This is a genomic window from Dyadobacter sp. CY356, from assembly GCF_021440195.1.
Taxonomy (GTDB): Bacteria; Bacteroidota; Bacteroidia; order Cytophagales; family Spirosomataceae; genus Dyadobacter.
This window is the reverse complement of the sequence record NZ_JAJTSZ010000002.1, coordinates 97,763-120,485: the sequence shown is the minus strand read 5'-3', so window position 1 is coordinate 120,485 and position 22,723 is coordinate 97,763. Positions and strand designations below refer to the sequence as shown.

General features: G+C 41.8%; 14 protein-coding genes. 2 read left to right on the top strand and 12 right to left on the bottom strand.

Annotated features, from left to right (window positions below; translation table 11 throughout):
* Positions 1–103 precede the first annotated feature (103 nt).
* On the top strand, positions 104–1,126 hold the full coding sequence (locus tag LXL81_RS06635; protein WP_234645939.1) for a LacI family DNA-binding transcriptional regulator: 1,023 nt from the start codon (positions 104–106) through the stop codon (positions 1,124–1,126).
* Positions 1,127–1,322: 196 nt separating this feature from the next.
* A complete protein-coding gene (locus LXL81_RS06630) occupies positions 1,323–2,510 on the top strand; it encodes a sorbosone dehydrogenase family protein (RefSeq protein ID WP_234645938.1) in 1,188 nt (395 codons plus the stop codon).
* Positions 2,511–2,687: 177 nt separating this feature from the next.
* Here the strand turns inward: LXL81_RS06630 and LXL81_RS06625 are convergent, their stop codons facing one another.
* The 12 genes from LXL81_RS06625 to LXL81_RS06570 all read right to left on the bottom strand — a co-directional run bounded on the left by LXL81_RS06625 (position 2,688) and on the right by LXL81_RS06570 (position 22,554).
* The gene (locus LXL81_RS06625; RefSeq protein ID WP_234645937.1) at positions 2,688–3,623 is read right to left on the bottom strand and encodes an AraC family transcriptional regulator; all 936 of its coding nucleotides are present in this window, start codon (positions 3,621–3,623) and stop codon (positions 2,688–2,690) included.
* Between the two features lie 186 nt (positions 3,624–3,809).
* Complete coding sequence (locus LXL81_RS06620) at positions 3,810–4,745, bottom strand: SDR family NAD(P)-dependent oxidoreductase (RefSeq protein WP_234645936.1); 936 nt, start codon at positions 4,743–4,745, stop codon at positions 3,810–3,812.
* A gap of 153 nt (positions 4,746–4,898) precedes the next feature.
* On the bottom strand, positions 4,899–6,416 hold the full coding sequence (locus LXL81_RS06615) for a sulfatase (protein WP_234645935.1): 1,518 nt from the start codon (positions 6,414–6,416) through the stop codon (positions 4,899–4,901).
* A gap of 148 nt (positions 6,417–6,564) precedes the next feature.
* The gene (locus tag LXL81_RS06610) at positions 6,565–7,944 is read right to left on the bottom strand and encodes a sulfatase (RefSeq protein ID WP_234645934.1); all 1,380 of its coding nucleotides are present in this window, start codon (positions 7,942–7,944) and stop codon (positions 6,565–6,567) included.
* A 103-nt stretch (positions 7,945–8,047) separates the two neighbouring features.
* Positions 8,048–9,706 carry an arylsulfatase gene (locus tag LXL81_RS06605; protein WP_234645933.1) on the bottom strand — a complete coding sequence of 553 codons (1,659 nt, stop codon included), beginning with the start codon at positions 9,704–9,706 and terminating at the stop codon, positions 8,048–8,050.
* A gap of 135 nt (positions 9,707–9,841) precedes the next feature.
* On the bottom strand, positions 9,842–10,774 hold the full coding sequence (locus LXL81_RS06600) for a substrate-binding domain-containing protein (protein ID WP_234645932.1): 933 nt from the start codon (positions 10,772–10,774) through the stop codon (positions 9,842–9,844).
* Between the two features lie 641 nt (positions 10,775–11,415).
* Positions 11,416–12,138 (bottom strand): thioredoxin domain-containing protein, encoded by a 723-nt coding sequence (locus tag LXL81_RS06595; protein WP_234645931.1) that lies wholly within the window; start codon positions 12,136–12,138, stop codon positions 11,416–11,418.
* Positions 12,139–12,494: 356 nt separating this feature from the next.
* Positions 12,495–14,312: a sulfatase-like hydrolase/transferase gene (locus LXL81_RS06590; protein ID WP_234645930.1), complete on the bottom strand. Its 1,818-nt coding sequence runs from the start codon at positions 14,310–14,312 to the stop codon at positions 12,495–12,497.
* A 238-nt stretch (positions 14,313–14,550) separates the two neighbouring features.
* Positions 14,551–16,173, bottom strand: coding sequence for an arylsulfatase (locus LXL81_RS06585; protein WP_234645929.1), 1,623 nt, complete (start codon positions 16,171–16,173; stop codon positions 14,551–14,553).
* A 53-nt stretch (positions 16,174–16,226) separates the two neighbouring features.
* Positions 16,227–17,804: an arylsulfatase gene (locus LXL81_RS06580; RefSeq protein ID WP_234645928.1), complete on the bottom strand. Its 1,578-nt coding sequence runs from the start codon at positions 17,802–17,804 to the stop codon at positions 16,227–16,229.
* A gap of 99 nt (positions 17,805–17,903) precedes the next feature.
* On the bottom strand, positions 17,904–19,469 hold the full coding sequence (locus LXL81_RS06575) for a RagB/SusD family nutrient uptake outer membrane protein (protein ID WP_234645927.1): 1,566 nt from the start codon (positions 19,467–19,469) through the stop codon (positions 17,904–17,906).
* Between the two features lie 25 nt (positions 19,470–19,494).
* On the bottom strand, positions 19,495–22,554 hold the full coding sequence (locus LXL81_RS06570) for a TonB-dependent receptor (RefSeq protein WP_234645926.1): 3,060 nt from the start codon (positions 22,552–22,554) through the stop codon (positions 19,495–19,497).
* Positions 22,555–22,723: the final 169 nt, after the last annotated feature.

The following is a 22,723-nucleotide window of genomic DNA, read 5'->3' as shown; positions in this document are numbered from 1 at the left end:
ACAATGAAAGAATCATTAGAATTGCAGACAAAGTTTTCATGGCGTCGCTATTAGTAAATTCAAGTTTAGGTAAATCTTGTTAATTTTAACAAAAATCATCACATTGAAAAAAAACAGCGTCACTTTAAGCGATATAGCCAGGGAACTGCATATGACAGCCGCCACGGTATCCCGTGCTTTGAGCGACCATCCTGAAATAAGTGCCAAAACAAAATCAATCGTTAAAGAAGCAGCGCAACGACTTGATTACAAGCCTAACCGGATTGCTTCGTCCTTACGTTCAGGAAAAACCAATGTTATCGGCGTACTGATCCCAACGGCTGAAAATGCTTTTTTCGGCTCCGTTATTCATGGCATTACAAACCTTGCCAGTAAACATGGTTATTCCGTACTGATTCATGAATGTGATGAGTTGTTTGAACTTGAAGTAAAAGGAATTCAAACTTTTATTGGAGCCAGAGTTGATGGAATCATAGCATCACTTTCCAGAAATACAGTAGATTATGACCATTTTCTTGACGTAAAACGCCGGAATATACCACTGGTTTTTTTTGATCGCGTACCGGATCTGGATATTCCTTCGGTGGTTATCGATGGGTTTAACGGATCATTCTGGGCTACGCAGCATTTGATCGATCAGGGTTACAAACGCATTGCGCACATTTCCGGCCCTTTGTTTATCAATACTTTTAATGATCGATTTAAGGGTTATGAAGCTGCTTTGAAAGCTAATAATATTCCTTTCGAAAGCGATCTGGTTTTTAATGGCAATATCTCCATTGAATCCGGCATGGAAGGAACCCGTCAGTTGCTTGCGCTAGCCCAGCCCCCGGATGCTATTTTTGCAGCAGAGGATTTTACGGCATTAGGTGTACTGAAACAATTAAAAATCAACAACATAAAAGCTCCCGATCAATTTGGAATTTTTGGCTTTTGTAACGATATGTTTAGTGAACATACTACACCTTCTCTCTCTACTATGGATCAGCAGACGGTACTAATGGGTCAGGAGGCGTTCAAACTACTGAACCAGATCATAGAGAACGGCAACGAGAAAACTTCTGATAAAATTGTCGTTAAACCACTCCCGGTTATCAGAGAATCCTCGTTGAAAACGATGCAATAACACAGTATTTCGCGTTTTTCAGAAAGTACCTTTTATCAATCTTTATTAAATATCAATTAAGTTTTTACTTTTCTATCATTTTCCGTAAACGATTACGTTAATTTGTACAAGGAAAGCCGTATGTGCCGAAAGTAGTCCAACCAATCAAAATATTACTCCCCTTAACAAAAAGAAACGTATTTAACAGCCGATGATAATGCTCAAAAAACTTACTATTCCTATCCTTTCAATCTTAGCCTTGTCGGCTCCTGCCTTTGCCCAGGTATCCGACTCACCGGTTAAAGTAAAACTTGCATTGGTAACAGAACAGCTGTCTCACCCAACAGCATTTGCCGTGACAAAAAAGAATCCTGATTTACTTTTTGTTACAGAACAGGAAGGCCGGATCCGGGTCATTCAAAAGGGAAAACTTCTCGACGCTCCGTTTCTTGATATCAGGAAAGAAGTTCTGAAAAAAGAAGGTTATGATGAGCGCGGATTGCTTGGACTGGCGTTTCATCCGAATTATGCCAGCAATGGAAGGTTCTATGTTTATTGTAGTGTGCCGGTTGCAAATCCTGTTAAAAATCAACTGGATCATCAAAGTGAAATACGTGAATACACCGTTTCTTCAAATCCCTTGGTTGCAGATGTTGCCAAAATGAGCAAGGTTTTGGTCATTGACGAGCCGCAATCCAATCATAATGGTGGTGATTTAAAATTTGGTGCGGACGGTTATTTGTATATTTCGGTTGGTGATGGCGGAGGTGCCAATGACCAGCATGGAGAAATTGGAAATGCTCAAAACCTGACTAATCTGCTGGGCAAAATTTTGCGGATTAATGTTAATAAACTGCCTTACACGATTCCGGCAGATAACCCTTTTATCGGTGATGCCAGTGCAAAGCCTGAAATTTATGCCTACGGATTACGCAATCCATGGCGGTTTAGTTTTGACAGCAAAACGCATCAGCTTTTTGCCGGTGAAGTTGGACAGAATAAATATGAAGAGGTTGATATCATCACCAAAGGCGGCAATTACGGCTGGAGGCCGATTGAAGGATTACATCCTTTCAACGAAAAAGATCCGCAACCCAAAAACCCCATTGCACCAATCGCGGAATATCCTCATCCGGAAGGACTTAGCATTACCGGTGGATTTGTGTATCACGGCAAAGCAATTCCTTCGCTGTCCGGTAAATATATTTTTGGAGACATGATGGGGCCAATCTGGACATTATCGCCTGGGAGGAATAGTGAATGGACAAGAAATAAATTATCAATTGGCAAGGATGCTGGGTACTGGCACGTTTACAGTTTCGGAGAAGATTTGTCCGGAGAATTATACGTGCTAACGGTGATCCTGGAAAATACAAAAGGCTCGTTATATAAAATTGTGCCTTAAATAATTGTTTTACCCTCCTCTGTTAACCTCAGTTATGATCTCTTTGCAGAGTAAATGGCTGGGGTTCTTTTCTTTTTGGTCAAAAAAAGATTTCACTAAAAACATCCATCGGTGCTCTTTTTGCTATTGAATCGATTGCGGATTATCTGGTAAAGCGTAATAAAGTCTGAAAATATCTTACAGAATTAGATTGACCTTTTCGGCTTTTTGTTCCCTGAACTGTAAGGGTGTCAGTCCAGTCTGCTTTTTAAAAAAAGTTACAAAATGCGTCGGTTCTTTGAATGCAAGTTTATAAGCAACTTCTTTGACAGTCATAGTCGTTTGTAAAAGCAAAGTTTTGGCGGCATGGACAATATGCTCATGAATGATATGTAAAGCCGTTGTACCCGTCACTCTTTTGGCCATCGCATTCAGGTGATTTGGATGGACTGATAATTTTTCAGCATAGTATCCCACAGAGCGCTGGTTTACTTCGTTCAAATGAAGCAAACTGTCATTTAACAAGGACTTAAACTTGCCAAGCATTTCAACGTTATGCTGATTTGTGGCTTCCAACAAAGGCGCCTCTGATAGTATCTGCCTGTTATAAAGCCTTTTTACCTGTAAAAGTAGCGTTTGCAAATAGGAAGCAATCAGCTCAAACTTATCTGGAATTTCGCTCCTGTATTCGTCAAGGATTTTTTGATAGGTCATTTCCAGCCAGATCCTGTCTTCTGTTTCAATCTCAAACGGTATGGATTTATCCAGCTGCAAAAATGGAAAATCGTGAATTATATTAGCCAGCTGTTTGTGCCTGCTTAAAAATTCTTCGGAAAAGATTACCGACCAGCCTCTCATGCTTCCAGGATGAACCGTCCAGGCCATAACCTGATATGGCGACTTAAACATCAGGAAAGGAGTTCGGGGATTTACCTTCCAAAACCCCACCTGGACATCAATATTAAGTGCGGCATACAAACTGATTGCGTACAATTTATGCCGGAAAGGTTTTATTGGCTTTTCGTCAAAATCATTATAATAATCTTCAATTCGTTTGACAACAAAATTTTCGTCCATGGGCCTGGGAAGCCCCATATATTCTGAAAGTTCGGTTAAATTTTTAATGTCTTTCATCTGCTATCTGATCATGCCGGTTCTTACCAAACCTCATCTCAGGCACAAACATTGATTAATGACAACAGGTTCTTTGAGTAAGAATTAATTCAGTTTTTAATCTAACGCCATTTTCTGATTTCAGAAGATCGCAATATTACAGGATAAATAAAACGTATATATTCTTCCCAAAACTTCTTATTTCCATCATATCAAAAAGCCGGCTTTGGAAAGCATATCCAGCGAAATTTCCCATAACCGCTCAGCGTTGCTTTTATTTAAAGCGTACGGTGCCACACCCTCATAAATTTTCTGGCGTTCGGATATAGTCATTGCTTCATTGCAATTTTCAAAATAATGACTACCAATTCCTTCCAGAATCGGGGAAGTTGCCAGTAATATACTGGTTGCCGCTCCTTGCTGCGGTGTTTTATGAAGTTCAGGCGCAGAGGCTAACTTCCCACCAACATTACGTTGAAGATTTGTCAGGATGGCACCGGGATTTAATGCGTTGGAAGTAATGCCGTCCTGGTTCCACTTTTCAGTAATACCTACGGAAAAAAGAATACCTGCCGTTTTTGACTGTCCATAAGCCGCCCAGGCATCATAATTACGGAATGCAAAATTGATATCATCAAACACCACAGGCGACATTAAATGAGCACTCGAACTAAGATTAACGACCCGTGCCGTCCCCGCATTTTTTAATGCGTTATGTAATCCCAAGGTAAGTGCAAAATGGCCTAAATGGTTGGTTGCAAACTGGATTTCATTACCGTCATCAGTCTTCTCCAATTGCTGAACAGCCATAATTCCGGCATTGTTGATCAAAATATGCAAAGGCCCTTTCCAGTTCGCTACAAAAGTTTTGACTGAAAGGAGATCTGCTATGTCAAGATGTTTTACTACAATATTTGGGTTTCCGGTTGTCTGCTTAATTTCCTCTGCAACGCTGTTTCCTGCTTCTGTATTTCTTACCGCAAGTGTTACCTCTGCGCCTGCTTTTGCAAGGCTTCTGGCTGTTTCCACACCGATACCTGATGCTCCGCCGGTTACTATGGCGCGTTTTCCTGTTAAATCTATTCCTTCAATAACTTCATCCGCAGTGGAATTAAAGTTAAATTTTGTTTTGATAAGCTCCATAAAACTTTGATTGTATACCTGAAATAATTTCAGGTACAAAAGTCTGCAGACTGTGATGGAATAGGGTAACGAAAATCAAAGTATGAATGGCAAATATCAAATCAGCCTGACGATTTAAGTCATCAGGCTGATTTAGATAAAACCTTCATTTTCTCACTTCGCCGCCTTCTTCAAAACGGCATATCGTTTCCTAAACTTTGCCAGATTATTACCCGTTGATTTCTGTTCGATCAGATTGTTCGTTTCCCGGGGATCTCTCTTGGTGTTGTAGAACTCTTCATAGTTATGTTCAATGTATTTCATATACTTGAATTTCTTCGAAACAACTCCCTCCACTTTTGGCAAACCTGGGCTACCTATAAAAGTATGTTCGTAGAAAAAATCCTCTCGCTCCGTGGCTCCGTTTTTGAAGGAGGCCATTAAGTCTTTCCCCTGAATTGTAGCCGGTGTCGCAACACCGGCAAAAGATAAAATCGTTGACGCAATGTCAATATTCAATGCTATATTATTGGTCTTTTTGCCAACCAGTTTTCTTGGAATAGGTGCACCGGAAATGATCAGCGGAACACGGATGGATTCTTCAAAACCAAACCATTTCCCTTCCAATCCATGTTCTCCAAGCGAAAAGCCATTATCACCCATAAAAATGATGATCGTATTTCTGTCGATCTGCAATTGCTTCAGCTGCGCCACCATGTTTCCAACCGCCTCATCGACACCAGTAATCAGCCGGTAATAATTCTTCACGGTCTCCTGCCGCTTTTCTTCTGTTGAGAAAAATGTCTTCCAGCGTTGTCTGCCAATATTTTTATCCGACCTGAAAAACTCAGGAAAACTATTCCAGTATTTCGGATCCGTTGTCACCGGTTTTGGAATATTTGTATTTTGGTATAAGCTGGCGAAACGCTCCTGATAGGGAAATGTTGGAGGATCGTTTTCTGATTCATGCGGCGCTTTGAAACTTACAGAAAGACAGAACGGTTCCTGTTGCCCTGCGAACTGATATAGAAATTGTTTGATATCTTTTCCAACGCTATCCGTGTTATGGATTGTCTGACCACTTCTGTTTACAACCAGATAAGGTGGCTGTTCCACTTTTGGGCAGGCCCAGTAATCAAATAAAGAATCTGGCTGGCGGTTGCTGTCGATACCAAACTTTCCAATAAATCCAATTTTATATCCCGCTTTTTTCAACAAAGCCGGATACGTTTTATCCAGTGCTTTTTTGGAAAAACAGGTAGAAAAATCATTAATCTTGTGGCGCGACATATATTGTCCGCTTAAAAGACTCGCCCGGCTTACACAACAGATGGAAGTTGTAACGTAAGCCTTTTTAAATAAGATCCCTCTTTCAGCAAGTGCATCCAGATTTGGCGTTTTAATGATATTGTTACCCATCACACCAAGAGCGTCCCAGCGGTGATCGTCTGTCAATACAAAAATAATATTCGGCCGACTGGGTTTTGGTTTGGTATTATCTCTGGCATTTTTATTCTGCCTGCTCTGTGTCCTGCTGGTCAGCGCGTCCCAAAGTTGCCTGTTACCCAGCTGAAAAATTAAATTTGGACTTGCAATTTTTCTTACTTCAATTCGCTGGCCGAACCCGGCCATTGAGGTTAAAACAAGCAAAACAAAGAAAAATACTTCCCTGACAAACTTCCTGATTTTCATAAAAGACTGACCATAATCACAAATTTCAAACTAATATTTTGAAAAACAATTAGGACTTTACAGAAAAACAATTTTTCGGGAGATGACATGCTTTTTTATCACGATCAATGACCTTGTTACAGTTGCCAGAATACCAATCATCTGGCTATTATTTACTCCCTTTTGCGGCTGCTCGTTCTGCACGTTTTTTGATATGGCTGTTGTCTGCGGGCATTTGCTGAACCAGCGCAGGCGGTGTCTGCCCCATTTTCTTTGTAAATAAATCAAGTGATACCAGCAATTCCTTCGCCTTTTCAGGGTTCGTTTTCAACAGATTATTTTTCTCTCCAATGTCTGTTTTCAGATTAAACAACAGTGTGTCTGTTACGGGAACAACCGTTATTCCTGTAACTTTTGTATCCGGCTGCGGCAAACGGATTTTCCAGTCTCCATTTCTGTACGCTTCAATCTTACCGTTCGAATAATAGGCAAATTCCTTTCCTTTACGTTTTCCCGTTCCAAATAAAACCGGACTGATATCTTCGCCGTCAATTGGCTTTTTAGTTTCTGTTTTCTGGCTTGCGGTCAGGCTGATGATGGTAGGATACAAATCCAGCTGCAAAGCCAGATCGTCGTAAACAGTCCCCGGTTTTATTTTCCCCGGCCAGGATGCCACGGTCGGCACACGTTGCCCTCCTTCAAAAGTGGTGCCTTTCCCCTGTCTCAAAGGACCGGCAGAACCACCTTCCACATCAAAGATAAGCCACGGTCCATTGTCGCTGGTGAAAACAACAAGTGTGTTTTCTTCCAATCCGTTTTTCTTCAATGCTTTAACAACCTCGCCTACACTCCAGTCAATTTCTTCGATAACGTCGCCATATAAACCTCGTTTGCTTTTCCCTTCAAAAGCAGGGGACGCATATAACGGAACGTGCGGCATATTGTGCGTGATGTACAGGAAAAACGGTTTTTCTTTGTTTTTATCAATAAATTTTACTGCTTCGCTGGTATATGTTTTTGTGATATAATTCTGATTGACTTTAATACTGTCGACATCGTTACCCCGCAAATACACAACCCCCATCATATCGTTGCTATACGGAATTCCATAATATTCATCGAAGCCATTTTGCAAGGGCAGAAACTTTTTATGATGCCCTAAATGCCATTTTCCAAAGATTGCGGTTTTATAGCCATTGCCTTTAAGCGCCTCTCCTATCGTAACTTCTTCCGCTGGTATTCCGGTGAAACTTTCAGGAAAAAATACATGATCAATACCCAGTCTTTTTGGATATCGACCTGTGATCAGCGCCGCCCTGGAAGGACTACAAACCGGCGAAGTAGAATAAAAAGAAGTGAATTTAATTCCGGTTTTCGCCAGGTTATCAATATTTGGTGTTCGGATGTCCGTTGCACCAAAAGCGCCGATGTCACCATAACCAAGATCATCAGCCATGATAACTACAATATTTGGCTTAACATTTTTTTGTTGCGCAAAGGAAATTGCCGGACCGGCCAGCATGATAATTCCCAGTAAAATCTTTTTCATTTAATACAATTATTGAATCCTGAAAAGGCTAAATCAGCCTGCAATAAAAAGGCCCCAGACGTATAACTTTGCCACATATACGTTTGGGGATGAGTTCGATCGACTATTCCAAATTTGCCCGTCTTGCAGCCGCTCTGGCCGGGGCTTGCGCCGGAGCTCCATTGGGATTTGCCGGCTTTATTTTTTCATAATCCACAACACCCGTCTTGACAGCCCATTTGAAATAATCCGCAGACAATTCATTGACAATTTCTGTATTCACGGCCGACAGATCATTGTTTTCTCCACGGTCTTTTTCCAGATCATAAAGCTCCCATTTGTAAGCCGGGTACGTTGAAACAATTTTCCACTTCCCTTTTCGCACCGCACGGTTTCCTGCACGTTCCCAGAAAATTGGCTCTCCTCTGTCAACGGTTTCCGATCTACCGGTTAAAACAGGAACCAAACTTTTTCCCGGAAGCGAATTTGTTGTGATTCCATTTAGTTTAACGGGATATGGTGTATTGGCTAACTCATAAAATGTGGGTGCAAGGTCAATCAAATGTCCGGTACCCTTTACGATACTTCCGCCTTTAATCTGCTTTGGATACCAGGCGATAAAAGGTGCGCTGATGCCTCCTTCATGCATGTTATTTTTGTAATTGGTATGCGGCGTGTTGGAAACATAAGCCCAGCTTTGTTCCTGATAATCGTAGGATCCGGCAGTTCCGATCGGTCCTGTATTGCGTGGTGGTTTTCTACGGTTACTAGCCGAATATCCTCCCTGTGCACCATTATCCGAGATAAAAACGATCAACGTATTTTCATCTTTTTTCAACTCCTTCAACTTTTCCCGCAGACGGCCTATGTTCTGATCAACCCGGTCCACCATGGCAGCGTATACTTCCATTTTCTTTTCCCAAAGCTGTTTTTCGCTGTATGTAAGATTATCCCAAAGCGGGACTTCCGGATCACGTTTTGCAATTGCCTGGTTTGGATCAGAAATACCAAGTGCCTTTTGCTTTTTAATACGTTCAATTCTGAGCGAATCCCAACCGATGCTGTACCGGCCTTTGTATTTTGCTATATCTTCCGGCAAAGCCTGAAGGGGCCAGTGCGGCGCGTTATAAGCTACATAAAGAAAAAACGGTTTTTCAGTTTTATTCTGCTCATCCAGAAATTCCAAAGCATTGTTTGTGATTTCATTGGTAAGATATAATCCTGATTTAAGGTTGATTTTCTTATTGTCTTTTACCAGCTCAACCGGCGGCGCCTGACCATATTCTCCAATGTCAAAATAATTGCTGGCACCTTTGATAAATCCATAAAAATGATCAAATCCACGCTGATTTGGCCAGGCCGTGCTATCACCGCCAACATGCCATTTTCCGCTCATTAAAGTGCTGTACCCCGAATTTTTTAATACTTCTGCAAAGGTCAGAGATTCTTTGTTAAGGTAACCCTGATATGCAGGCAAACCCAGATTCACATCAAAATATCCAATGCCGGCCTTGTGCGGGTATTGGCCTGTGATGAGGGATGCTCGTGTTGGTGCACAAATGGAATTGTTGTAAAACTCACGGAACCGGATTCCTTCTTGTGCAAGCTTATCCAGATTTGGTGTCCGGATTTCGGAGCCGTAGGAACCAATATCAGAATAGCCCATATCATCAACCATGATCAGGATGATGTTGGGTCTTGTATCTGGTTTTTTATTTTTTTGAGCAAACGCGGTAAGTGTACTGCCTGTTAAAAGCAGCCCGATCATAATGTTAAATTTCATCTGGCAGGGTTAGTTTTTGGAGTATGACGTCAGGAATATTTTAATTCCGGAAAGGATATCTTCGGGTTTGATAAAACTTTAAGGTGCCAGGAACGACATGCCCGGCACCAAAAGCGTAAATTAATTCACCTATGCTTATTTCACTGCTGAAAATCTTTCCAGCTTTTCTTTTTCAACCTGAAGACGTTTTGGTTCAGGTTTAAGATAACCATACTGGTGCAGATCCGCGTCTGCATGAGAAGCTACCCAAAGAAGAAATTTCTTCGCTTCCGGGTTGCTGTTATTTTTTGCTATTGAAAAATGTACATACTCAACCGGTACGTTTTTAACTTTTTCAATTTCAAGTTTTTCCAAAACCTGATCCAGATTGTTTAATTGTTTTTCTTCTTTCGAAACTTTTCCGTTTCCATCCAGATCAACAGGAATAACGGTTAGTCCTGCCGCTGGCTGACGTGTCGTTAAGTCATATGCCAAACCCGGAACGGTATAGGTGATACCAGTGTCGTCTTTTATCAACGCCTTGATCAGATGCTCGTCTGCACCTGCAATACTTTTCCCTTTAATCTGCTGTTGCTCATAGCCGAAATATTTTGCAAAAGTCAACGGTGCTCCTGCTTTTTGCAAACGGGTATAAACAGTGAATGGAACTGTGATCGACTGGTCTTTTTCTGCGTAAATATCGTGGAAGAAAATTTGCTTGTAAGTTTTCTCAATCAAACCTTTATCTCCATATTCTTTTGCAAATGCAGAAGCTGAATTGGCTACCGGCAAAAGCGCATAACGACCGATAGAAATATACTCCCTGGTTTCCTTTACCGCTTTGTCCTGATCATAAGCCTCAATCAGCAAGTCATATTTTTCAGGATCGGTAATTGTTCTGGCGTCAATGGTTATCTGTGCCTTGGGATTTTCAGCTGTATATTCTTTAATCCATTTATCCACCAAAGGATACGCAAAACGCACACCGGTGATAACCACTTTGTTTTGCGCTATTTCCTGTGCGAATAAATTTGGACCGGCAGACACTGCCAGGCCAGCAACAAATAGTAATGATTTGATCTTTTTCATGATGTTAAAATGAATAATTTGAGCTTATCGGAACGCAACTTTGTGACAGGTTGATTTCGATGAGAATGGAAATAAGTTTTGATTGTTGTTAAGCCGCCTGGCAACAACAAATTGTATCATAAGAATTAAAAAGATTTCCCACCGGAAATGCAGCACCAGGCCGCGAAGAATCAGCATTCATCGGTCTCATAGTTAAACTATTTTTGACATATTCTTTTTACTGGTGGTAATAAAAAGAACAATACCCTACTATATTGATAGACAAAGTAAGTTTAATAAAAACAGATTACCAAAGCTTTTTTTAAATTTTAATATCAATCTAAGAAATATAATATTTTATAATTAAATCATTATTTATTACCCTCATTGGCAGGTTACAACAGCTGCTGCATTCTTAGGTTACACGGAGTTTCACAGAGGTAAATGGAGATTAAGAGAGAATTTATATCGCTGCGCAACTTCGTATAAAACTCCACTGGTAGGTTACACAGAGTTTTACAGAGGCAAAAGGAGATACACAGAGTAATAACAGCTCTGTGAAGCCAGCTTCCACGGAGTACAAAAAGTTGAAAGGAGTTACACAGAGAAATATAATCCCTGCGCGACTCCTTTTAAAACTCCTTAACGCTTCGTTTAAAAAATTAAAGCGTTTGTGCGGCAAGTGCTTTTTCTATTTCTTTTTTAGGCGTTACACCGATTTTCTTCCAGATTACTTCGTTGTTTTTATATAACACCAAAGTTGGAAGTGATGTGATACCAAGCTCTTTTACAAGTTCCTTATTTTCGTAAGCTTCAATTTTTACGACTTTAAGAGTGCCCGCCTGCTCGTTTTTGATAGAATCTACCGCTGGTGCAAGTTTCTTGCAAGCTCCGCAATATCTTGATCCAAAATCAACAAGCACCAGTTTGTCGCTTTTTAGTGATGCCGTATATTCTTCACGATTTAATCCTTTTCCAACCGTCGAAATAACGGGTTTACCCAAACCAATCCATTTGCTCAACCCACCAGGAATTTCGGTAACATCTTTAAAACCAACACTTCTCAAATCTTTTGCCAAAACGCCGCTACGGCCGTTTCCAATAGAATAAATAAATACCGGTTTGTCTTTATTCAACTTTGCACTTTCCTTTTCAAAATCTGCCTTGTTCGCAATGTTGAAGCTCACGGCTCCTTCCAGATGGTTTTGAGTGTATTCTTCCGGCAAACGTGCGTCCAGGATTTGAGCGTCCTTTCCGGCTGCTTTTAACTTTGATTCGAATTGCTCAAAAGTCAGCAGATCTTGTCTTGGCTGGGTTTGCGCGAAAGCGAGTGTCTGGAAAAGAAGTGCCACCAGCGCAAATGCGTACAGTTTTTGATTTTTCATTTGTAAAGCTGTTTAAGATTGAATTGAAAATGTTGATTAGAAATGAGAAGCAATTGAAGGTTCGCGGAAACACGATGTGTGCAGCAATTTATCTCCCTATACAAGGGATCGTTGCAAAACGCAAAGACAGATGAATACCACCACTATGATTGCAGAAATTCGTAATTAACCCGCCATAGATCGCTAAACGATCTGGCGATTATATATCCGCGCTGGTGGTTAGCTTTCAGATATAGTCTATTAAATTGATAGACAAAGAAAGAAAAATATTATAGTATTGTCAACTATTGTTTCAAATATGTTTTTAGAAATATTTTATTGCCGTCTTATTGATACAACAGGACGGCAATAAAATACTATTTGTTTTGAAACCTCGTCACAAAATCCTTCGCCGCCCTGGAATCGTAATCCAGCATTTCAGGCGTTTCTTTAATTAATGTTTTTGCCGTTTCCAGTGCCGGAGCAGCCTCCGGGCCTATATTACTTAAAGCATTCAGCGCCTGTACGCGGGCCGGCACGTTCTTCGTTGTCAGTGCTTCGGTCAATGTTTTGATTGACAGATCCTTTTCTCCGATATAATTCAAAGCTTCCGCAGCGGCTATCCTGACAGCAACTTCCTGATCTTTTGTCGCTTTTGTCAAAGCCTCTTTACCAGATTTTGATTTTAGAATAATAAGTCCGGTTGCGGCCCAATAACGCACCGTCGGGTCGGAATCAGACAATCTTTGAATCAGATCATTTGTATAAGCAGGTTTTCCTGAAGAAGCCCAATCGGCAGTTTCCAGTACATGTTTGAGATTGTACTTCCCGCTTTTAGCATAATCACGCAAAGGTGTCGTGGCAGAGATTTCGGATAAAATTGCTTCGGGAATAAAACCAACATCTTCCGTTTTCAGCAGCCAATCTTCGTTCGCTTTTCTCAGGCGGGCCAGATCTTTTGCATATTTGGGATCGTCTGCCAGATTTTTGATATTATGCGGATCTGCTTCAATATCAAACAATTCCTCAGCCGGTTTTTCCTGCCAGAATTTCGATTGAACCGCATTCAACCTTCCTGCTTTGTATTCATTCTCCCAGGATTTTACAGAAGGTGCGCGCCATAAATATTCAAGATATTGGCCATAGATCTTGTGCGGCAAGTAATTGCGGATATACCTGAATTTTTTGTCACGCACCGCCCGCGAAAGATCAATCCGCTCATCCATCCGGCCGCGAAAGCCATAAGCATACTGATGTTCCGGTTTCTCTTGCTTTCCCAGAAATGCTTCTCCCTGCATATATTCAGGAATTTTTATTCCAACAAGGCTTAAAATTGTTGGCGCAAAATCCAGAAAAGTTACCAGCCGGTCTGTTTTTATGCCTGGTGCTAACGTCGCAAGTTTTTCATATTTCTTTGGCAAATGAATGATCAGCGGCACATGCAGGCCCGACTCGTACATGAATCTTTTGCTTCTTGCCAAAACGCCGCCATTATCAGCATAATAGAAAACAATCGTATTTTCTGCCAGTCCGGATTCTTTCAACTCCTGCAAAAGTTTGCCAAACTGACCGTCCATTGTTTCAATTTTATCATAATATTGCGCCCAGTCATGTTTCATTTCCGGTGTGTTTGGGTGATACGGTGGAAGCGGTACTTTCTCAGGATCATGCTTCAATTTCGGAAGCGGCACAAACAAAGAACTTTCATGGGTAGTCATCAGATTGAAAACGGCAAAAAACGGCTGTCCTACTTTCCTGTTTTTATATGTCGCCTTTTCACTGGATTCGTCCCAGGCATCCAGCTGGTCGGTGGTGTTATAATCTTTTTTTGAATTATTTGTCGTATAATAACCAGCTTCCCGCAAATATTTCGGAAAGAATTTCACATAAGACGGTACCGGATAAACACTGCGCATATGCTCTGTCCCAAGCGACGGCGGGTACATACCAGTGATCAATGTATTACGCGAAGGCGCGCAAACTGGGGCTGTTGAAAAAGCATTCTTGTACAAAATACTCTCTTTGGCAAAAGCATCCAGATTGGGCGTTGTCGCAAATTGATCGCCATAAGCACCGATCATGGGGATGTTATCTTCACTGACAATCCAGAGAATATTCGGCCGGTCTTCCTGGGTTTGTGCTTTGGTAGAAAAAACACATAAAACGAGGGAGATCGATAAAATTATTTTTTTCATATTGAGGCTTTTTAACAGTAAGCGTCTGGTGGTAAATATATTGCAAATTTCGCTGTGGCTAAAGCCGGGGAAGTCTGTAGATATTAAACCCAGGGTTGAAACCCTGGGTTAGTATTTTGGGTCCGGCACAACTTTGGTGGGTTGTGCCGGAAACGGGCTTTCGTAAAATAGATATAAATTCACAAATCTATACTACTTTCACCTGAGCAGAATTCGCAGAAAATCTGATGTTTAGAAACTATTTCAAAGAAGCAGCTTCCCTTTTTGCTTTATCATAATCATAAAACCATTTAAAATTCCGGTCATAAGGCTCAGCACCGACGCGTTTGAACCAGTCATCATATTTGGTTTTCAGGTCTTTAACAACGTCAGGATATTTTGCTGCGAGATCTACAAGTTCTGTGCGGTCTTTTTCAATATCATACAACTGCCATTCTTCCGGACGTTCTGCCACCAGTTTCCATTTCCCGTCGCGGATCGCGCGGTTTCCTTCGTGTTCCCAGAAAATCGGGTTTTTGCGGTTGATTTCCTTTCCTGATAATAATGGTTTCAAACTGGTACCTTCCAAAGGCTGAATCGTGTTGCCGTGATATGTGGCAGGATACTTCGCTCCGCCAATATCCACCAAAGTTGCCATGATATCGGTGATATGCGCAGGCTGTTTTTCAAATTTTCCATTACGACTTGCAGGAATTCCGGCAGGCCATGAAATGATGCCTGGCGAAGAAATTCCTCCTTCATGCGTATGATGTTTATAGGCCCAGAAAGGCGTACAAGCCGCTTCCGCCCAGCCTTGCCCGATAAATACGGCCGATTCAGCAGATCCCGGCTTTTCACCTTCAAACTTACCTTCAATACCCGGTTCAGCGTTTCCGCCGTTATCGGAAACGAACATAATAATGGTATCATCAAAAACCCCTCTTTTCTTCAAACCCGCAACGAGGTCGCCCACACTTTTATCGAGACGATAAATTACCGCGGCGTAAATCGCCATCATGTGGTCATATTTTTCCTTATCAGCTGCACTGAGTGTTTCCCACTTAGGAATGTTCGGATTGGCTGGCGGCAATTTCCATGACGGATCGATCAGGCCTAATCTGATCTGTTTTTCATACCTTTCCTGACGCAGCTTTTCGTACCCTTTCAGATATTTACCTTTGAATTTATCGATATCTTCCTGCGGAGCCTGCAAAGGAAAATGAGGGGCATTATGTGCGAGATACAGCAAAAACGGCTTTTTGGCAGCAATTCCTTCATCAATAAACCGAAGGCCAAAATCTGTCCATAAATCGGTAGTATACCATTCCTTCGGAAGTTTTTCTGAATCGTTGGCAAGCTCTTCTCCGTCAAGAAAAAGTTTAGCGCCTTTTCCTGCGCCATAGTAAAATCCACCTGCGGCAGCATTTAAAGATCTGTCAAAACCGCGTTTCCAGGGCACAGTTCCCTGCGGTTGCCCAACGTGCCATTTTCCAGTCATGGCTGTAAAATACCCTGCATCCTTCATTACCTCGGCAATGGTAACGCTGTTGTTATTTAGTTGGGCGCGATATGCCGGGTGATCAACCCCTTTGTCTTCCATCATGTGTCCGATACCAGCCTGATGGCTGTAAATACCCGTAAGCAATGCCGCACGGGTTGGACAGCAACGGGCTCCGTTATAAAAACTGGTCAGCCGAAGACCATTTTGTGCAAGTTTGTCAAGATTGGGCGTTGGAATTTCACCGCCATAACAACCCAGATCTGAGTATCCCATATCATCTGCCAGAATTACGATGATATTTGGTTTTTTCTGAGCAAAACTTATGTTTTGAAACGAAAGAAAAAATATCAGTGCCAGGACTGATTTGAAGTTTTTCTGCATAATAATGGGTTTAAAATTATTTAAAGTTTCCGGTAAGCATTTATTTCAAAAAATCATTTGATGGTATTCCAATCCACCACACCAACCTTATCAGCCCATTGCAGAAATTCCTTTTCCAATTCCTTCACTTTTTCGGGTTGCTGCGCTGCCATGTTTTTAGTTTCGGTACGATCTGTTTTCAAATTGTATAACTCCCAGGGCTGGTTAATTTCCGCTACCAGTTTCCAGTCGCCTTTCCGGATCGCGCGGCTTCCTTCATGTTCCCAAAAAAGTGCCTCGTGTTCAGGTGCGGTTTGGTTTTTGAAAATGTTCAAAAGACTTTTACCTTCCAGTGGCGTGAGGTTTTTCGAATTGAAATCTTTGGGATAAGAAACGCCTGCTAAATCCAGGCAGGTCGGCATGATATCAATAACATGTCCAACATGATCACTGACCGCTCCGGCTTTGATCATAGCAGGATACCAGGCAATAAAAGGCGTTGCGATACCTCCTTCATGCGTATTTTTTTTGAACAATTTAAAGGGCGTGTTGCTGACATTTCCCCAGGGCGGATAGTAACTGTCGATAGAATTAACTGTACCCTGCGCGCCATTTTTCTGCGTAACATAATCCCAGTCTTTCACCGTATCACCACTTCCACCATTGTCGGACACAAAGAGAATAATGGTGTTTTTATCCTTTTTAAAGTCTTTTAATTTTGTCAGAATATTTCCGATTTCATGATCCATACGGTCAATCATGGCTGCATAAATCGCCATACGCATATCCCAGAAATCTTTTTCCGCCGGAGTCAGCTTATCCCAATCCGGAACCTGATCATACTTTTTAGAAAGCTGCCAGTCATTTTTAATAATGCCAAGTTGCTTTTGTTTTTCAAAACGTTCGGCTCTCAGCTTTTCCCAGCCTTTGAGATATTTACCCTTGTATTTTGCTATGTCTTCTGGCAATGCCTGAATAGGCCAGTGCGGTGCATTATAGGTCAGATAAAGAAAGAATGGATTAAGGTCAGACTTGATTTCGTCCAGCGATTTTATGGCAAAATCAGTGATGGCCTGCGTCAGATATTTTGAAGTATCCTGTCTGGTTATGGGTTTCCCATTTAACAGAAAAGTAACTTTTCTGCCATCATTATAAATCGGCTCGGAATTGAAATAACTGCTCCCGTTGTTCTGCATGGTAAATGATTTGTCAAAACCGCGGTTGTGGGCCAAAGCGGATGGCACCAGGCCAACATGCCATTTCCCGGAAACAATCGTGTTGTAACCGGCTTTTTTTAGAAGCTGGGCAATGGTTACACTATGCTCGCTTAAAAATCCCTGATAAGCCGGTGAACCCTTATCCTGAACCATATCGCCCACGCCTGCCTGATGCGGATACAAACCCGTAAGCAGGGCGGCACGGGAAGGACAGCATCTTCCGCTGTTATAAAACCGGGTTATTTTCAAACCTTCTCTGGCGAGCTTATCGAGATTAGGCGTTTTAATTTCCGAACCAAAACTTCCCAAATCTGAAAACCCCATATCATCCGCCAGGATGACGATAATATTTGGTTTATCCGGTTTCTGGGCATGTAGTGTAGTTGCGACAACCAAAACGAAAAAATTGTATTGAAAGATTCTTTTTAAATACATAAATCTGATGGGTGGCTTTAACATCTGACTATTATTATTTTTAGAAAGTAAATGCCCTGATCCGGTTAAGGAAAAGGGCATCCGTACATATCGAAGTTGTTATTGCCAAAGTGTATTTTGTTTCAGCAATGGATTATTGTCAAGCTCAGTTTGTGGTATCGGATACAGGTAATGTTTCGGAGCCACATTGTTTTTTCCTACTTTCTGCAAACTTTTGATCAAAATTCCATTTCCGCTGGCATCTTTTTCACGGATCAGGTCAAACCATCTCTGGTATTCATAAGTAAGTTCAAGGCGGCGTTCAAAGTAAACCGAATCCCGGAACTGATCTTTTGTAAGCCCCTGCGTAAGATTTGCCAATCCCGCTCTGGTCCTTACACGGTTGATCGATTTATATGCTTTTGTAGTCGGACCGTTTACTTCATTTTCTGCCTCTGCGTGAATTAAAAGCAGTTCTGAGTAACGAATGATCGGGACATTTGCTTCTGAGTTGGTTGTAACAGCCTGGTTGTTCGGATCCCACCACTTGTTCCAGAACGGTGTCGAATCATTTGGAACGGCTGTATTAACGATTGGCAAAGCGTATTTTCTACCATTTGTCGGACTGGTAAAACTTCTTACGAAGGTGACATTTCTTCTTTTATCAGTAGCTTTAAAAAGCTTGTAGATACTGAAAAACTTGTCGTTACCTTCTGTGTAAAAACGAACCATATGCGCATAGTTTCCAGTCAGACCAGGAATAGCGGAATAGATAGCGCGGGAGGTTTCACTATTACCCTGGCTGTACGAATTGCCTTTCATCTGGGCTGAAAAGATATGTTCAACACCATTTTTGTAAGCGGGCAGAAAAACGCGGGAGTAATCTGCGAAAAGATCATATCCATAATTACCCGTTCCGCCGTCCGCTGCTGAAAGTGTTTCCTCAGCTTTGGAAATTGCCTTCTGATAGTTTTCAGTCAATTTTAAGGGAAGTGACGCTTTGATCAGGTATACTTTTGCCAACAGTGATTTTGCAGCACCAGACGTTGCGCGGCCAACGTCAGGAGAGCTGTAAGATGCTGGTAAAACCGCTGCTGCTTCTGTCAGATCTTTTTCAATCTGCGCATAAACATCTGCTGACGGACTTTTTGCAATGGCATAATCGGCGGCGGAAACATAGTTCTGATATTCGGTTACCAATGGCACATCACCATATAAACGCACCAGATTAAAATAAAACAACGCCCTTAAAAATTTAGCTTCCGCCAAAATCCTGTCTTTATTCGCGGGAATAGAAAATGTGATATCCGGTATTTTATTCAATACCACATTGGCCTTGCGGATCGCTGCGTAATGCTGCTGCCAAAGTTCATAGACACGCAAGTTACTGGATGAATGCGATTGCACAGCAAGCGACCGTACGTCGGGGTTGGTTGCACCTGGTCCCGGATCTTCATCATCGCTGGCCATGTTCATTCCGGTGTTAAAAAGTGTATTGTACGGGGTCTGGATCTTACCGGAATTCAGAAAGAAATACACCGCGTTGATTGCTGTCAGGGCATCCGTTTCCGTCTTGTAATACTGCTCTTCCGTAATGATGGATTCAGGTTTTTCGGTCAGAAAGTCGTTGCAGGAAGCAATAAATAAGGAACCTGCTGCGAGCAAAATATATTGGTACTTTTTCATTGTAAAGCTCAGTTAAAATTTAAAATCAGAATGTCAGAGACAAGCCAACCTGGTAAGATTTGTTGTTCGGATATACACTGTCATCCACGCCCTTGTTGATCAGACTTTGTCCGTTAGAACTCACTTCCGGATCATAGCCAGTGTATTTTGTCCAGGTAATCGCATTTTGGGCAGAAACATAAATCCGCAATGCCTGAATCCTGATCTTTGAAAGCACTGCTTTGGGAATCGTGTAACCGAAGGAAATATTTTTCAAACGGTAATAAGTAGCGTCTTCAATGAAACGATCCGAGATCGTGATTGCAGGATCCTGATAAGCCTCTTTTACATCTGTGTTTGTGTTGGTAGGTGTATAACGATTCAAAAGTTCCCTTGAAGCATTGGTGTAACCGGTTCCCAGTTCAAGATTTGCACGGTTCACATTATACAATTTTCCTCCTACGGAAGTCTGGAAGAAAACGGCCAGATCAAATCCTTTATAGCTGAAAGTGTTTGTCAAACCAGCCGTAAATTTAATCTGGTTGTCGATCACCGCTCTGTCGCCTGCCTGTGTAATCAATCCGTCGCCATCAAGATCTTTGTATTGCTGTCCACCCGCTCCTTTGTTGGATTGTGGCGTCAGCGGCGTTTGTCCTTCTTTTATTACACCGTCCGTTTTGTAAACGATAAATGAACCCAGCGGATGGCCCACTTTTGCAATCGAAGGTGCAGAACTTGATGGAATATATTGTTTAACTCCTTCGCCGAGGTCAAGAATCTTGTTTGTATTTCTCGCAAAAATAAACGTCGTATTCCATTTTAAACCACCGGTTAGGTTTTGAGAATTTACTGCCAGCTCAAATCCCTGGTTAGAAACAGCACCCACGTTCTGGTATATCGTAGAACCCTGGCTGCCATAAAAATCTGATAATCCGGAAGTTCCTGGCACCGTTCTGGTTAAAAGCAGATCAGTGGTTTTTTTGTAATAATAATCTGCTGTAATATTCAACCGATCTTTGTACAAACCAATATCCAAACCTGCATCCACCTGGAAGGTTTTCTCCCAACCCAGATTTTTGTTAGATACAGTACTCGGCGCATAACCAGACACCGTTCCTCCAGAGAAATTGTAAGGATAGTAAGTCAGCTGGGCAAGGGATTGATATGGCGGAATACTTTGGTTACCCGTTGATCCTGCACTCAATCTCAATTTAAGCAAACTTACATTTCTCACATTTTTGAAGAACTTTTCATTGGCAATATTCCAGCCCAACGCCGCGGATGGAAAATATCCCCACTTGTTGCCTGCTCCAAACTTGGAAGAACCATCCGCACGCAGGGTGAAAGTTACCAGATAACGGTCATCAAAAACGTAATTGATACGACCCAGATAAGAAGCAAGTGAAAATTCAGATGCCGAAGAAGCCGGTGTACGGTTTGTAATTCCGGTACCCAAGTTGTTATATGAAAAGGCATCAGATGAAAAACCGGCAGCCTCTGCAATAGCGCCTTTCGATTGGGATTGCTGTGCAGTAAAACCTACAACGGCATTAATCCTGTTTTTCTCGTTAATCTCTTTGTCATAACTTAAAGTATTTTCGTTCAGCCAATTGGTTGTAAAAACCGATCCTACCAGAGCATCACCGTTTAATGCCGTTCCTTCATAGGTCGAGATTGGTAAATATCTGTTTTGCTTGTTATCAACGATATCGGCACCAAATAAGACTTTCGCTTTCAGACCTTCAATGATGGTGTATTCAGCTGAAAGATTGCCTAAAAAACGGTTGGTAATTGTTTGGTTTAACTGATTGTAAAGCGAGTTGATCGGGTTGGCATAAACCGTTTCAAACGGGCTGAATTTCACAAAAGTGCCATTGTCCTGATAAATCGGCAAAGCAGACGGCGTTAAAACGAGCGCAGAAACGACGCCGGCCGGTGCAACATTCGCTTTGGTATGGCTTCCTGTCACACTGGAAGTTATTCTCAATTTATCACTATAATCATGGTCAATATTGAAACGCGCCGAAAGTCTTTCAAAATCTGTATTCCTAAGCACACCATCCTGTTTCAGATAGTTGGCAGAAATTCCAAGTCTTGTTTTATCGCCTCCGGACAAGATCGATAAACTGTGACTTTGCTGCGTGGCTTTTCTAAAAGCTGCTGCCTGCCAGTCTGTTCCGGCACCTACAGTATCCAGTTTGTATCCTGTAACACTTGGCAAAACCGGCGTTTTTCCGGAATTAATCGCTGCATCCTTGCGAAGCTGCCACCACTCTCCGGCATTCAGCAATGGAAGCGTTCTTATTACCTCTTGCTTTCCAAAATAGGTTTCATATGTGATCGAAGATTTCTTTTTTGATCCGCCTTTTGTAGTAATAATGACCACACCATTCGCTCCCCTCGAACCATAAATTGCCGTGGCGGAAGCATCCTTTAAAACGTCAATTGATTCTATGTCAGCTGTATTTAAAAATGAAAGCGGATTGATTTTTGAACCAACCGTAACACCAGCATCATTTACACCATAATCATTGTTGATAGGGAAACCGTCAATTACATATAACGGATCACTACCTGCCGTGATGGAATTACTACCGCGGATCTGAACGCTAACCCCACCGCCAGGCTGACCGGAAGTTTGCGTTACTGTTGCCCCGGCAATGGAACCTTGTAAAAGTCTTTCAACAGAAACAACAGGCTGAGATTTGATTTCTGCCGGAACGGAAGAGATTGAACCTGTAATGTCTTTTCTTTTTTGCTCACCGTAACCGATTACTACCACTTCATTTAACAAGTTGGCCGTTTTCAGAATAACTTCAACAGGCTCTGTGGTCAGTTCGTAAAGTTCGATTTCCTGCGTTTGGAAACCGGTAACGCTGATTTGCAAAGTAAACGGAAATGTTTTAGCAGCAGGGATGCTGAACTTTCCGTCAATGTCTGAAATCGCATTTTTTGAAGTTCCTTTTTCAACAATTGTTGCGCCTGGAAGGCCTTGTCCGGTATCGTCTTTCACGACACCTGTTATCACATCCTGCGCTTTCAGGGCAGTTGTGCTGAAAATTAAAACACCTAATAACCAAATCAGGTAAAAGTTTTTCTTAATCATTGCTGTGGTAAATAATAGTAAATTACTTGTAGAGAATGACCTGACTGGTATATAATCCTTCCTAAACAGCCGAATCGTCAGCTGACTTTAAGGTATATACGCAGTCACGATTTCCGTAAGTGGAAATCTTGGCATTTAAAACTTCCGGGGTATTTGAAAGAAATATTTT